11 protein-coding genes are annotated in these 14,305 nt (G+C 48.5%); 10 read left to right on the top strand and 1 reads right to left on the bottom strand.

Annotated features, from left to right (window positions below):
- Nucleotides 1-173: 173 nt before the first annotated feature.
- On the top strand, nt 174-929 hold the full coding sequence (gene rpsB / locus H9Q77_RS09340) for a 30S ribosomal protein S2 (protein ID WP_022153930.1): 756 nt from the start codon (nt 174-176) through the stop codon (nt 927-929).
- 102 nt (nt 930-1,031) lie between these two features.
- Entirely contained in the window at nt 1,032-2,132 is a 1,101-nt protein-coding gene (gene tsf, locus H9Q77_RS09335) for a translation elongation factor Ts (RefSeq protein ID WP_249325312.1), read from the top strand.
- 768 nt (nt 2,133-2,900) lie between these two features.
- Here tsf and aroC read toward each other — a convergent pair.
- Nucleotides 2,901-3,998 carry a chorismate synthase gene (gene aroC / locus H9Q77_RS09330; protein WP_148447772.1) on the bottom strand — a complete coding sequence of 366 codons (1,098 nt, stop codon included), beginning with the start codon at nt 3,996-3,998 and terminating at the stop codon, nt 2,901-2,903.
- A gap of 257 nt (nt 3,999-4,255) precedes the next feature.
- Between aroC and H9Q77_RS09325 the strand changes: the two genes are divergently transcribed.
- The 8 genes from H9Q77_RS09325 (at nt 4,256) to serC (ending at nt 14,303) form a co-directional block, all read left to right on the top strand.
- Entirely contained in the window at nt 4,256-5,341 is a 1,086-nt protein-coding gene (locus H9Q77_RS09325; RefSeq protein WP_118547401.1) for a M15 family metallopeptidase, read from the top strand.
- Nucleotides 5,325-6,458 carry a tRNA guanosine(34) transglycosylase Tgt gene (tgt, locus tag H9Q77_RS09320; RefSeq protein ID WP_022153842.1) on the top strand — a complete coding sequence of 378 codons (1,134 nt, stop codon included), beginning with the start codon at nt 5,325-5,327 and terminating at the stop codon, nt 6,456-6,458. Before H9Q77_RS09325 ends, tgt begins: the two co-directional genes overlap by 17 nt.
- Before the next feature lie 134 nt (nt 6,459-6,592).
- Nucleotides 6,593-6,916, top strand: coding sequence for a preprotein translocase subunit YajC (gene yajC, locus H9Q77_RS09315; RefSeq protein WP_118550211.1), 324 nt, complete (start codon nt 6,593-6,595; stop codon nt 6,914-6,916).
- Nucleotides 6,917-7,123: 207 nt separating this feature from the next.
- On the top strand, nt 7,124-8,206 hold the full coding sequence (leuB, locus tag H9Q77_RS09310; protein ID WP_022153844.1) for a 3-isopropylmalate dehydrogenase: 1,083 nt from the start codon (nt 7,124-7,126) through the stop codon (nt 8,204-8,206).
- 67 nt (nt 8,207-8,273) lie between these two features.
- Nucleotides 8,274-9,950: a dihydroxy-acid dehydratase gene (ilvD, locus tag H9Q77_RS09305; RefSeq protein WP_118692035.1), complete on the top strand. Its 1,677-nt coding sequence runs from the start codon at nt 8,274-8,276 to the stop codon at nt 9,948-9,950.
- A gap of 32 nt (nt 9,951-9,982) precedes the next feature.
- Nucleotides 9,983-11,662 (top strand): biosynthetic-type acetolactate synthase large subunit, encoded by a 1,680-nt coding sequence (gene ilvB, locus H9Q77_RS09300; RefSeq protein WP_118550214.1) that lies wholly within the window; start codon nt 9,983-9,985, stop codon nt 11,660-11,662.
- Nucleotides 11,662-13,071, top strand: a complete 1,410-nt coding sequence (locus tag H9Q77_RS09295; protein WP_249325311.1) for a L,D-transpeptidase family protein — start codon at nt 11,662-11,664, stop codon at nt 13,069-13,071. Before ilvB ends, H9Q77_RS09295 begins: the two co-directional genes overlap by 1 nt.
- Before the next feature lie 149 nt (nt 13,072-13,220).
- Nucleotides 13,221-14,303 carry a 3-phosphoserine/phosphohydroxythreonine transaminase gene (gene serC, locus H9Q77_RS09290; RefSeq protein WP_022153863.1) on the top strand — a complete coding sequence of 361 codons (1,083 nt, stop codon included), beginning with the start codon at nt 13,221-13,223 and terminating at the stop codon, nt 14,301-14,303.
- The last annotated feature ends 2 nt before the right edge of the window (nt 14,304-14,305 follow it).

Raw genomic sequence — 14,305 nt, 5'->3', positions numbered from 1 at the left:
GCCACAGGGGTTTTCCTATGTTATAATCGCACTGTTGTGATAAAAAACACGCCTTTCGATTTGACGATGGTGCTTACTGGTTTTACAGAAGTCTTTGTCAGAGCTAACCGGGTTCTTAACGCGTCCCGGCAGAAAAGAAAAGCGGAAGATTTTAACCAAACGGAGGTAAAGACATGAGCGTTATTTCTATGAAACAGTTACTTGAAGCAGGTGTTCATTTCGGACATCAGACCAGAAGATGGAACCCTAAGATGGCTCCTTACATCTTCACCGAGAGAAACGGCATCCACATCATTGATCTGCAGAAGTCTGTAGTTAAGGTTGATGAGGCTTACAAGGCAGTATCCGAGATCGCTGCACAGGGCGGCACCATTCTGTTCGTTGGTACCAAGAAGCAGGCACAGGACGCTGTAAAGGTTGAGGCTGAGCGTTGCGGTATGTACTATGTAAACGAGAGATGGTTAGGTGGTATGCTGACCAACTTCAGAACCATCCAGTCCCGTATCGCAAGACTGCATGCGATCGAGACCATGTCTCAGGATGGTACTTTCGATGTACTGCCTAAGAAGGAAGTTATTCAGTTAAAGAAAGAATGGGAGAAGCTGGAGAAGAACCTGGGCGGTATCAAGAACATGACCAGAGTTCCCGATGCTATCTTTGTTGTAGATCCTAAGAAGGAAAGAATTTGTGTACAGGAGGCTCATGCACTGGGCATTACCCTGATCGGTATCGGCGATACTAACTGTGATCCTGAAGAGCTGGATTACATCATCCCCGGTAACGATGATGCGATCAGAGCCGTTAAGCTGATCGTTTCCAAGATGGCTGACGCTGTCATCGAAGCTAAACAGGGCGAGGCTGTATACAGCGATGCTGATGTAGCTACCGAAGCAGAGGATATCGAAGAGGTTGCAGCTGACGCTGAATAATCCGATTCCATAAGAGAAGCATAGGAACCCAGATTGCGATGCCTGTCATTACGGTCTGGGTTCTTGAGGATAATATATTAATTAAGAAGAGAGGATAAAAAAATGGCAATTACCGCATCTATGGTAAAAGAGCTCCGTGAAATGACCGGCGCTGGTATGATGGATTGTAAGAAGGCTCTGAACGAGACAAATGGAGATATGGACGCAGCTGTTGAGTTCCTGAGAAAGAACGGACAGGCTAAAGCTGAGAAGAAGGCAAGTCGTATCGCAGCAGAAGGTGTTGCACGTGCAGCAATCTCCGCAGACGGCAAGACCGCTTGCGTTATTGAAGTGAACTCCGAGACCGACTTCGTTGCAAAGAACGAGACCTTTACTTCTTTTGTAGAGGCTGTTAATAGAACTGCTCTGGCTTCCGATTTACAGGGTGGCAAGGACGGTGAAGATATCGAAGCACTGTTGGCTACTCCTTTCGAAGGCGCAACTGTTAAGGAAGCTCTGGTAGAGAAGACCGCTACCATCGGTGAAAAGCTGTCTATCCGTCGTTTCGAGAAGGTATCCGGAGATGTAGCAGTATCCTACATTCACGGTGGTGGACGCATCGGTGTTATCGTTGCAGCTAACGGTGCATCCGATGACGCAGCTAGAGAAGCACTGACCAACATCGCTATGCAGGTAGCAGCTATGAATCCTACCTACATCAGCAGAAATGATATTTCCGCAGAAGAGTTGGCTAAGTTACAGGAGATCACGGTTGACGCAGCTCTGAACGATCCTGCATCTCTGCCTAAGCCCATCCTGAATAAGCTGATCGATAAGGCTATGAACAGTTCCGCATGGAGCGATGAGGATAAGGCAATCTACGAAGAGAAGAAGAGCAACATGAACTACCTGTTCAACTTCCTGTCCAAGGAAGCAGCAGCTGCTCTGGCTGAGCTGGCTATGGCTGACAAGGACGCTATCGTATCTGATAAGATCTTCAAGGGTCTGGCAGACGGTCGTGTATCCAAGCAGCTGAAGGAGATCTGCCTGTTAGATCAGACCTATGTTAAGGCTGAGGATGGCAAGCAGACCGTAGCTAAGTATTTAGAGAGCGTTAACAAGGCTCTGACCATCGCTAAGGTTGTTCGTTTCGAAGTTGGCGAAGGCATGGAGAAGAAGAACGAAGACTTCGCAGCAGAAGTTGCCGCTCAGATGAACGCTTAATTATAACGGATTATTTCGAAAAGGCATACGTATGTATGCCTTTTTTACATATTGAAAGGTACGAAAGCATAGCTCATTGCGGAGAGCTGCTGTCTGCCACTCGGGGAGTTCTGTTTGTATTAAAAACGCCATTTTTTGCTAAAAAAATACAAAAACATGAAATATTGCCATGTAACAAGCTGTTATTTTCGCTGAGCGTGCAAAATGAAGAAATTTCGTACAAAAATTCCTGATTTAGAATTTTTTTTGTACGGAATTCATCTTTTTGGGGGTATTTGCGACAAACTAACTTGAAAGTTAGTTGAATACATTGGCAAAATCCACGAACTCCCGGAGCATGCGATACACATGTCTCGATGTAAGGTCTCCGGATGTGAATTTTCTACGAAAAGTGATGAGTAGTTCTCGTCATGACGGGGTCGCCTACAGTCGACATCCATGTCGACAATCGGCTGACGCGGACATCGTGTCCGCTTTCCCCCTGTCTTTCAGCACTTTTCTAGAAAATATCAACATCCTCCGACAAACATCTTCGACATGGCACCGCATATTCCGGGAGTTCTGCATTTTGGAAAGCTTTCAAAAAACCAGTAGCCCCGGCTGGGTATAAGAATAAGCAGACCGTAAGCAGACGTCGGTACTTAGCGAGGGTACTTTCCTCGCTTATGTACCGCTACGCTCTGCGACAGAGCGCGAGCGTGTCGCGTTTCTTATACCCTGCCAAGGGCTACGGAGATTTGAAAACAGATTCATTAACTAACTCTCAATTTATCGATAGAACTCCACTAGGGAATCCAGCTTCGCCGACATATTCATCATCATGGCATCCAACACAGTGATGGCGGTCATGCATTCCATGACGACGACAGCTCTGGGGACGATGATGGGATCGTGGCGTCCGCGGATGGTAAGCTCGGTATTTTCACCGGAGCGGTTCACGGTCTGCTGGGGGCGGAAGATGGAAGGAGTGGGTTTCACATAAGCACGGACAATGATAGGACTGCCGTCACTCATACCTCCTAAAATACCGCCGGAATGATTGCTGATCTTTGTGACTTTGCCGTTCTCCATGCGGAAGGGATCGTTATTCTCACTGCCGGTATGGCGGGAAGCTTCTGCACCATCGCCAATCTCTACGGCTTTCACGGCACCGATAGACATGATAGCTTTCGCGAGGTTGGCATCCAGCTTCTCGAACACCGGATCTCCGATGCCTGCGGGAAGTCCTTCGACAAGACATTCCATGCAACCGCCCACGGAATCGCAGGCTTCTCTTGCCTGCTGCAGATAAGCACAGGCTTTTTCATCAGCTTCTGCATCCGGCATGGCAGTGATCGTGGAGCGGGCAGTAGTACGGTTGAACTTTGTCAGATCCGCATCTACGGGACCGATGGAGCGGGTATAGGCGAATACGGTAATGCCCATCTGCTCTAAGATCTTCGCAGCAATGGCTCCGGCAGCCACGCGTCCGATGGTCTCACGACCGGAGGAACGTCCGCCACCCCGGTAATCCCGGAAACCGTATTTGGCATCAAAACAATAATCCGCATGGCCGGGACGATAATTCTCTGCGATCTCCGTGTAATCAGCAGAGATCTGAGAGGTATTACGTACCATCAGGGAGATAGGAGTACCGGTAGTCTTTCCTTCAAAGATGCCGGAGAGAAGCTCCACCTGATCGGCCTCTTTACGCTGAGTGGTAATGGCACTGGTGCCGGGTTTACGTCGGTCTAAGTATTTCTGTATATCTTCCTCGGAGAGAGGCAGTCCTGCGGGACAGCCGTCTACGACGACACCCAAAGCTTTCCCGTGGGATTCTCCCCAGGTAGTGATCTTGAAAATGTTTCCCAATGTTGAACCGGCCATGGCAGTTCTCCTTTTCCAACCGTTCAGCACCCACCCATACATTCGCAAAGACGCACGATGAATCGTGCTTTCTTGCTGCTATGCAGCTCATTTTGTTCATTATGGGGCGGTGACTCGAATAGTTACCTTTTTATCATAGATTATACGTAATTATTGAAAAAATCGCAACTTTTTTATAGAAAAAGGATGCAACGGAATATAAAGTATGCTATCATATTATATAGTTGCTAACGGGAAGTAAAAGGTCGAATATACAAATGGAAAAAACAACGGAAGAGAAAGCCAGGGCAAAACTTCTGAAATTTGGGAAAAAGAACCGATGGAACAGGGCGGTAGCAGTACCGCTGCTGTTTTTTGTGATGCTTTTTTTTCATGTCTGTAATTATTGCAAGAATAATGGAAAACGTTTTGCCGTGATGGCGGGAACTTTCTTCCTGTTTGCGGTATACAGCAGTTTTTCATTCCCGGCGTTTATTACAGAGGATGCGGGGAATGACTATGAATTGAAAAATGCCGAGACTGCTGACATCTCTCTGGCGGAGGAGAAGGAACCGGATATGGCGGGGCTGGAACTCTTAGAGGATGAGGATGTTCTGGAACAGTCGGATTACAACAGTATTTCCCACGGCTATGCACTGGTGGACAAATACGATGCCTCCGATATTTTACGGGCTTCAGAGGAAATTGTGAGTGAAAATGCCCGGGAGACCGGAACAGGCAGTGATGCGCGGGAGACTACAGAACAGCAGGAATTCCGCTCCGACGACTGGAGACTGGTTCTGATCAACAAGCAGAACTCCATTCCGGAGGATTATACGTTCCAACTGGGCACCATCAGGGGTTCCATGCAGTGTGACAAGAGAATCTTAGAAGACCTTCTTGCCATGCTGGAAGCAGCGGAAGAGGATGGTGTGAACCTGACGATCTGCTCGCCTTACCGGGATCTGGAGTATCAGCAGATGTTGTTCAACCGGAAGATCAAGCGCTATATGAACCGCGGAATGTCCTATATGGAAGCTTATCAGCTGTCCAGCCAGGCAGTGACGGTACCGGGAGCCAGTGAGCATCAGATCGGACTGGCACTTGATATTGTATGTAACAGTTATATGTCCCTGGACGAGGGCTTTGGAGACACAAAAGCCGGAAAATGGCTGGCAGCCAACAGCTGTCGTTTTGGATTTATTCTGAGATATCCTAAGGGGAAGGAAGATATCACCGGGATCGAGTATGAGCCGTGGCATTTCCGCTATGTAGGGAAAACTGCTGCGCCTGTGATCATGGAACAGGGCATAACATTAGAAGAATTCTGGGAGGAATATGTAGAAGATGTATCGATTGATTAAACAGGAAGGACGCGCCAAAAGAGGAGAATTTACCACAGTGCATGGCGTGATCCAGACCCCTGTATTTATGAATGTGGGAACGGTAGCGGCGATCAAGGGTGCCGTATCCACAGCAGACTTAGAGCAGATCGGAACCCAGGTGGAATTATCCAACACCTACCATCTGCATGTCAGACCCGGTGATAGGATCATCAAACAGATGGGCGGACTTCACAAGTTCATGTCCTGGAACAAGCCGATCCTGACAGATTCCGGTGGATTTCAAGTCTTTTCCCTGGCGGGACTGCGTAAGATTAAGGAAGAGGGTGTCACCTTCCGTTCCCATATTGACGGGCATAAGATCTTCATGGGACCGGAGGAGAGCATGCAGATCCAGTCAAATCTGGGATCTACCATTGCCATGGCTTTTGATGAGTGTGCTCCCAGTAAGGCGGACCGGATGTATGTACAGAATTCCGTGGAGCGTACTACCAGATGGCTGCAAAGATGCCAGGTGGAGATGAAACGCCTGAACAGTTTAGAGGATACTGTGAACCCGCATCAGCTGTTATTCGGTATCAATCAGGGTGCCATCTATGAAGATATCCGTATTGAGCATGCCAAGCGGATCGCTGAGATGGACCTGGACGGTTATGCGGTAGGCGGTCTGGCAGTTGGCGAAACCCACGAGGAAATGTACCATATTCTGGATGAAGTGGTACCTTATCTCCCGGTGAACAAACCAACCTACCTTATGGGCGTGGGTACCCCGGCTAATATTCTGGAGGGCGTAGAGCGCGGTGTTGATTTCTTTGACTGTGTATATCCGACGAGAAACGGACGCCATGGACATTTATATACCAACCATGGAAAAATTAATCTGTTCAATGCAAAATATGAGCTTGACAGCAGACCGATTGAAGAAGGCTGCGGCTGTCCGGCCTGCCAGAGATACTCCAGAGCTTATATCCGTCATCTGTTAAAAGCGAAGGAGATGTTGGGCATGCGTCTTTGTGTACTCCACAATCTGTATTTTTATAATACCATGATGACGGAGATCCGTGATGCCTTGGATGCAGGCCGCTTTGCAGAATATAAAAGACACAAGCTGGATTCCATGGCTACACCGTTAGAATAAGCTGTAACTGTCGGAGTTTAGAGTTATTTCATACAATTTTATGCAAAAAGACTTGCCCCTTAAGCTATTTTTGTGTATCATACTTACTTGTACAGAAAGTTTTACAGGCGTAACACGCCGGAATGGAGGAACAAATGGGTATTTTATTAACTGAGTCAGAGGCTGCTGCAGCAGGTTCCGGAACCAGCATGATCGTTATGCTTCTTGTATATGCAGTATTGATCGGTGCAATGTGGTTTTTCTTTATGAGACCGCAGAAGAAGGAACAGAAGAGAGTAGCTGCAATGCTGTCCAACTTAGAGACAGGTGACTGCGTTCTGACCACTTCCGGTTTCTATGGTATCATTATTGATATTACTGATGATACCGTTATCGTAGAGTTCGGTAATAACAAAAACTGCCGTATTCCTATGGAGAAATCTGCCATCAGCAAGGTTGAGAAGGCTGGAGAGAACTAAGAAGCAGTGAAAAAGGAGCAATGCCGGGATAAGGTATTGCTCCTTTTTACGTGTATGACACACTTGATAATTTGATCTATTTTAATGTGCATAATTGCATTTATGTTAATTTTCAATGTTGAAATTTCATATAGTATCAGTTATTATGAAATAAGTATTTTACGTTAAAATACAGGAAATATCACAGGAAACGAGGAAAATAACACTATGGAGTTACATATTACCTGTATTCCCGGTGACGGCATCGGACCGGAGATCGTCAGGGAGACGAAAAAAGTTTTAGACAAAGTTGCGCATAAATATGGTCATAAAATGATCTATAAGGATATTTTAATGGGTGGAGCTTCCATTGATGTCCATGGAGTCCCTCTGACAGAGGAAGCTATTGCGGATGCCAAAGCGGCAGATGCGGTGCTGATGGGATCCATTGGTGGTAATACCACCACTTCCCCCTGGTACAAATTACCTCCCGAGAAGCGCCCGGAAGCAGGACTTCTGGCAATGCGCAAGGCGTTGAATCTGTTTGCTAATTTAAGACCGGCAGTACTCTATGATGAGCTGGCAGCGGCGTGTCCGCTGAAGGAGGAGATCAGCAAAGCGGGATTTGATATGCTGATCATGAGAGAATTGACCGGCGGACTTTATTTCGGTGAACGCAGGACCATCGAAGAGAACGGCGTGAGAAAAGCTATCGATACCCTGACCTATGATGAGAACGAGATACGCAGGATCGCCATCAAAGGCTTTGATATTGCCAGAAAGCGCAGGAAAAAGGTAACCAGCGTGGATAAGGCTAACGTATTGGATTCTTCCAGACTGTGGAGAAAGGTTGTGGAGGAGGTAGCAAAGGACTATCCCGATGTGACACTGGAACATATGCTGGTAGACAACTGTGCCATGCAGTTGGTGAAGGATCCCGCACAGTTTGATGTGATCCTGACAGAGAATATGTTCGGAGATATCCTCTCTGATGAGGCAAGTATGGTGACCGGTTCCATCGGAATGTTAGCCAGTGCCAGTTTGAATGATACAAAGTTCGGCCTCTACGAGCCCAGCCACGGATCCGCTCCGGATATTGCCGGTAAAGATATTGCAAACCCTATCGCCACTGTATTAAGCGCGGCTATGATGCTTCGTTACAGCTTTGATCTGGACGAAGAAGCAGATGCTATCGAGGCAGCGGTGAAGAAAGTATTGCAGGACGGCTTCCGCACCGGTGATATCATGTCTGAGGGCTGCACGCGGGTAGGATGTACCGAGATGGGCGACCTTTTGGCAGAGAGAATCTGATGCCATTTGCCCCGGAAGCACATTTATCCGGTATAGAAAAATAAGGAAGAGAAAGAGAGATATAATTATGAGAAGTGATTCCGTTAAGACAGGAACTGCCCAGGCACCTCACAGAAGTCTGTTCAATGCCCTGGGATTTACCGAAGAAGAGAGAAGACGCCCCATGATCGGTATCGTCAGCTCCTTCAATGAGATCGTACCCGGACACATGAATCTGGATAAGATCACAGAAGCTGTAAAAATGGGCGTAGCCATGGCAGGTGGTATGCCGGTAGTATTCCCCGCCATCGCTGTATGTGACGGTATTGCCATGGGACATGTGGGAATGAAGTATTCCCTGGTGACCAGAGATCTGATCGCCGACAGCACCGAGTGCATGGCTATGGCACACGGATTTGACGGTCTGGTATGTATTCCCAACTGTGACAAGAATGTTCCCGGACTTTTGATGGCGGCAGCCAGAGTGAATATCCCTACTATCTTTGTATCCGGCGGTCCCATGTTAGCCGGACATGTACACGGACAGAAGAGAAGCTTATCCTCTATGTTCGAGGCAGTGGGAAGTGTGGCAGCCGGTACCATGACTATGGATGAACTGGCTGAGTTCGAGGAAAAGGTATGTCCTACCTGCGGCTCCTGTTCCGGTATGTATACAGCGAACTCCATGAACTGTCTGACCGAAGCCATTGGTATGGGACTTCGCGGCAACGGTACGATTCCCGCCGTATATTCCGAGCGTATCCGTCTGGCAAAGCATGCCGGCATGAAGATCATGGAACTGGTAGAGAAAAATATCCGTCCCAGAGACATCATGACTCCGGAAGCCTTCAGAAATGCCCTGACTGTGGATATGGCACTGGGATGCTCTACCAATACCATGCTGCATCTGCCCGCTATCGCAAGAGAAGCAGGTGTGGAACTGAACCTGGAGATCGCCAACGAGATCTCTGCCAAGACTCCGAATCTGTGTCATCTTGCACCTGCCGGTCCTACTTATATGGAAGACCTGAACGAAGCAGGCGGTGTCTATGCGGTAATGAATGAACTGTCCAAAAAGGGACTTTTGAACCTCGACTGCCTGACTGCCAACGGTACGACCGTAGGAGAGAATATCAAGAATTGTGTCAACAAGAATCCGGAAGTTATCCGTCCTGTGGAGAACCCCTATTCCCAGACCGGCGGTATTGCCGTATTGAAGGGCAACCTGGCACCGGACAGCGGCGTGGTCAAGAGATCTGCTGTGGCACCGGAGATGCTGGTGCACGAAGGCCCTGCCAGAGTATTTGATTGTGAAGAAGATGCGATTGATGCTATCAAGTCCGGTAAAATCGTCGCAGGCGATGTAGTAGTGATCCGCTATGAAGGACCTAAGGGCGGTCCCGGCATGAGAGAGATGCTGAATCCCACCTCTGCCATTGCAGGCATGGGACTTGGCTCCAGCGTGGCACTGATCACCGACGGACGTTTCTCCGGAGCTTCCCGTGGTGCATCCATTGGACATGTGTCTCCGGAGGCAGCAGTGGGTGGCCCGATCGCACTGGTAGAAGAGGGCGATATCATCCGCATCAACATTCCGGAGAACAAACTGGATGTACTTGTCTCCGACGAAGAACTGGCAGCCAGAAGAGCAAAATGGCAGCCCAGAGAGCCTAAGATCACGACCGGCTACCTGGCAAGATATCATGAACTGGTGACCAGCGGCAACCGCGGTGCGGTACTGGAAGCACCTTCTCAGAAGAATTAAGCAATCATTAAAATAACCGGAGGGATTTTGAAATGCAGTTAACGGGATCGGAAATTCTGGTAGAATGTCTGAAGGAGCAGGGGGTAGATACCGTATTCGGTTACCCCGGCGGAGCAATCCTTAATATTTATGACGCACTATATAAGCACAGTGGGGAGATCAAACATATTCTGACTTCGCATGAACAGGGAGCGGCACATGCGGCGGACGGCTATGCGAGAGCTACGGGAAAAGTAGGTGTCTGCATGGCTACCAGCGGTCCCGGCGCCACGAATCTGGTCACCGGTATCGCTACGGCTTACATGGATTCTGTACCGATGGTAGCGATCACCGCCAACGTTACCTTGCCTTTACTCGGTAAGGACAGCTTCCAGGAGGTGGATATCGCCGGCGTGACCATGCCCATTACGAAGCATGGTTATATTGTGAAAAATGTGGAGATCCTGGCTGATACCATCCGCAAGGCATTCCATATCGCCAGAAGCGGAAGACCCGGCCCTGTCCTGATCGATATTACGAAGGATGTGACGGCAGCTGCCTGTGAGTACACGCCCATGACGATTCAGCCGGAGGAGAGAGTGACCCGTTACACCAGGGAAGAATTGATGCTGGTAGCAGAGATGATCCACAAGGCGAAAAAACCGTACATCTATCTGGGTGGCGGAGCCATCATTTCCGAGGCTAGTGCTGAGGTGGCAGAATTTGCAGAGCTGATCGATGCACCGGTATGTGATACTCTGATGGGTAAGGGAGCCTTTGATGGAAAAAGTGAGCGCTATACCGGCATGATCGGCATGCATGGTACCAAGACTTCGAACCTTGGAGTCAGCGAATGTGATCTGTTGGTGGCACTGGGAGCCAGATTCTCCGACCGTGTGACCGGTAACCCGAAGAAGTTCGCGGAGAATGCAAGGATCATCCAGCTGGATGTGGATGCTGCGGAGATCAATAAGAATATTCGCGTGGACGCTTCTCTGGTAGGAGATCTGAAGAAGACTCTGACAGAATTAAATGCCTGTCTGTCCAAACAGGAACATCCGGAGTGGATGGCACATATAACGGAGCTGAAGGAAAAATATCCCCTGAAATACGATGACGAAAATCTGTCCTGCCCTTATATCATGCAGGAGATTGACCGTGTAACGAACGGAGAAGCCATCATCACCACAGACGTGGGACAGCATCAGATGTGGGCGGCACAGTATTATCATTATACGAAGCCCCGTACCTTCCTGTCTTCCGGAGGATTAGGTACCATGGGTTACGGTCTGGGAGCCTGCATCGGTGCGCAGATCGGACAGCCGGATAAGGTCTGCATCAACATTGCAGGCGACGGATGCTTCCGCATGAACATGAACGAACTGGCTACTGCCAGCCGTTACAACATTCCCATCATCCAGGTGGTCATCAACAACCAGGTGCTGGGCATGGTAAGACAGTGGCAGACACTGTTCTATGGGAAACGCTATTCCCAGACAGTACTGAAGGATAAGGTGGATTTCTGCAAGGTGGCAGAAGGACTGGGCTGTACCGCCATCCGCGTGACCAAAAAGGAAGAAGTGGCACCCGCTATCGAGAAGGCCATTGCCCTGAAGGCACCGGTAATGATCGAGTGCATGATCCCGGAGGATGATAAGGTATTCCCCATGGTTCCGGCAGGAGCCCCCATCAGCGAAGTATTTGACGGAGATGATTTGAAAAGGCAGTCCTGATGAATAAGACGACGAAGAGATTACTTTTTGCGGTGCTGATATTACTGCTGTTTCTGCTGACAGTATATTTTGTACTGGCATTATACTACAGGGAAGGTTTTTCTCTGAATACCTGGATCAACGGAGTATACTGTACCGGGAAAACGGTGGAAGAAGTGAATTCGGAGCTTTTGTCACATACAGAAGCTCCGGATGTTGTCATCGTGGATAAAGCGGGAGAGAAATACACGATCACTCTCGCTGATGTGGATTATCACGCGGACTTTAGCAGCGCACTGGAAGCATACAGACAGGAACAGAATCCTTATCTGTGGGTGGACAATGTTCTGTTTCATTCCAGGCGGACCCTGGCACCTGCGGTGACTGTGGATGAGGAGGCGCTTCGCAGAGCCTACAACGCCCTGGATTTCGTACAGACGGAACAGAAGAGAATAAAAGATTACAGCCTTACCAGGGATGCGGAGGGTGCCTATGTCTTCACGGACGGACTGAGCGACCGTATCGATCTGGAGAAGGCTTTTTTGGCGTTAAAACAAATCGTGGAGAATGGGCAGGAAACACTGAATCTGCAGGAGAGCGGATGTTACTATGAGATAACACCGGATGAGAGTCAAAAAGCCCTGCGGAATCTGTGGAAAGAGATCGAGAGATTTCAGACCTGCGATATTGTCTACTGCTTTGGCGAAGAGAGACATCCGGTGACAGCAGCAGACTGTGCTTTTTTTCTGACAGCGGAGAACGGACTGCCGGTGCAGGATGAGAAGGGAAGCTTTGTACTGGACGAGGAGGCTGTGACGGCGTATGTGCAGAGCCTGGCGGAAGAATATGACGGCTATGGACGAACCAGACAGTTTCACAGTACCCGTGGGGATGTGATCACCATCGATGGCGGAACCTATGGCAGCAAGATGGACCGGAAAAAGGAGACTGCCTACCTGCTGGAGCATCTGCTGGATCCCGGTGTACATACAGGCACGCCGCAGTCACATATACCTAGTTATGAGAGAGAAGCCTTCTGCTATGGGAAAAATGATATTGGTGACACCTATATCGAAGTGGATATGACAGAACAGAAAATGTACTATTACGAAAAAGGTGTATTGAAGCTGGAGACGGAGATTGTGACAGGCAATATGCGGCGGCGCATGGGAACACCGGAAGGCGTCAATTTTGTCTATAATAAGCAGAAAAATCGTGTCTTACGGGGACCGGGGTATGCATCTCCTGTGAAATTCTGGATGCCTGTGAAGGGCGGTATCGGTATTCATGACGCCGGATGGCGCAAAGAATTCGGCGGGGACATCTATCAGACTGCCGGTTCCCACGGCTGTATCAATACACCAAAGGACAAAATGGAAGAATTGTTTGATTGCGTGCAGATCGGCACCCCTGTCGTAATGTTTTATTAATGGCACAGACATTTTCAGACAAATTGTCCTTGATAGACGAACAAATTGAAAATAATTTAACAATGTAGTTGACTAAAGCAAATGAAAAGCTTATTCTATACCTATGCTTTTTATAAAAAATTTAGAAAATATCGAGGAGGTCTTTGAAAATGGCAAGAGTGTATAACTTTTCCGCAGGCCCTGCAGTACTCCCTGAGGAGGTATTACAGGAAGCAGCCGATGAAATGCTGGATTATAGAGGAACCGGCATGTCCGTAATGGAGATGAGCCATCGATCTAAAGCCTATGATACGATCATTAAGGAAGCGGAAGCTGATCTCAGAGAGCTGATGAATATCCCGGACAACTATAAGGTACTGTTTTTACAGGGTGGTGCGAGCCAGCAGTTTGCCATGATCCCCATGAACCTGATGAAGAACCGTGTGGCAGACTACATCGTAACCGGTCAGTGGGCGAAGAAGGCATACCAGGAGGCTTCCCTGTACGGTAAGGCAAATAAGATCGCTTCTTCCGAGGATAAGACTTTCTCTTATATTCCCGATTGCTCCGATCTGCCCATCAGCGAGGATGCAGATTACGTGTACATATGCGAGAATAATACTATTTACGGTACGAAATTCAAGACCCTGCCCAATACCAAGGGTAAGCCCCTGGTTGCAGATGTATCCAGCTGCTTTTTATCCGAGCCGGTAGATGTGACAAAATACGGTGTGATCTATGGCGGCGTACAGAAAAATATCGGACCTGCTGGTGTGGTTATCGTAATTATCCGTGAGGATCTGATCACCGAAGATGTACTTCCCGGTACACCGACCATGCTTCGTTATAAGATCCATGCAGATGCGGATTCTCTGTACAATACGCCTCCCGCATACGGCATCTATATCTGCGGCAAGGTATTTAAATGGCTGAAGAAGATGGGCGGTCTGGAAGCAATGAAGGAGCGCAATGAGAAAAAGGCGAAGATCCTGTATGACTATCTGGATGAAAGCAAGCTGTTCAAGGGTACCGTCCGCAAGGAAGACAGATCCCTGATGAATGTTCCGTTCATTACCGGAAATGAGGAGCTGGATGCCAAGTTCGTAAAAGAAGCAAAAGAAGCCGGTTTCGAGAACCTGAAGGGTCACAGAACCGTAGGCGGCATGAGAGCAAGTATCTACAATGCAATGCCCATCGAGGGTGTGGAGAAGCTGGTAGAGTTTATGAAGAAGTTTGAAGCGGAGAACGCTTAAGG

The sequence above is a fragment of the Simiaoa sunii genome (genome assembly GCF_014337175.1).
GTDB lineage: Bacteria > Bacillota > Clostridia > Lachnospirales > Lachnospiraceae > Acetatifactor > Acetatifactor intestinalis.
Note: the sequence above shows the minus strand (reverse complement) of the source record. Positions and strands in the feature narration are given on the sequence as shown.

What these genes read in the sequence shown, in the direction of transcription:
- rpsB (WP_022153930.1), top strand. Translation starts at nt 174, where the DNA reads ATGAGCGTTATTTCTATGAAACAGTTACTTGAAGCAGGTGTTCATTTC.
- tsf (WP_249325312.1), top strand. Translation starts at nt 1,032, where the DNA reads ATGGCAATTACCGCATCTATGGTAAAAGAGCTCCGTGAAATGACCGGC.
- aroC (WP_148447772.1), bottom strand. Translation starts at nt 3,998, where the DNA reads ATGGCCGGTTCAACATTGGGAAACATTTTCAAGATCACTACCTGGGGA.
- H9Q77_RS09325 (WP_118547401.1), top strand. Translation starts at nt 4,256, where the DNA reads ATGGAAAAAACAACGGAAGAGAAAGCCAGGGCAAAACTTCTGAAATTT.
- tgt (WP_022153842.1), top strand. Translation starts at nt 5,325, where the DNA reads ATGTATCGATTGATTAAACAGGAAGGACGCGCCAAAAGAGGAGAATTT.
- yajC (WP_118550211.1), top strand. Translation starts at nt 6,593, where the DNA reads ATGGGTATTTTATTAACTGAGTCAGAGGCTGCTGCAGCAGGTTCCGGA.
- leuB (WP_022153844.1), top strand. Translation starts at nt 7,124, where the DNA reads ATGGAGTTACATATTACCTGTATTCCCGGTGACGGCATCGGACCGGAG.
- ilvD (WP_118692035.1), top strand. Translation starts at nt 8,274, where the DNA reads ATGAGAAGTGATTCCGTTAAGACAGGAACTGCCCAGGCACCTCACAGA.
- ilvB (WP_118550214.1), top strand. Translation starts at nt 9,983, where the DNA reads ATGCAGTTAACGGGATCGGAAATTCTGGTAGAATGTCTGAAGGAGCAG.
- H9Q77_RS09295 (WP_249325311.1), top strand. Translation starts at nt 11,662, where the DNA reads ATGAATAAGACGACGAAGAGATTACTTTTTGCGGTGCTGATATTACTG.
- serC (WP_022153863.1), top strand. Translation starts at nt 13,221, where the DNA reads ATGGCAAGAGTGTATAACTTTTCCGCAGGCCCTGCAGTACTCCCTGAG.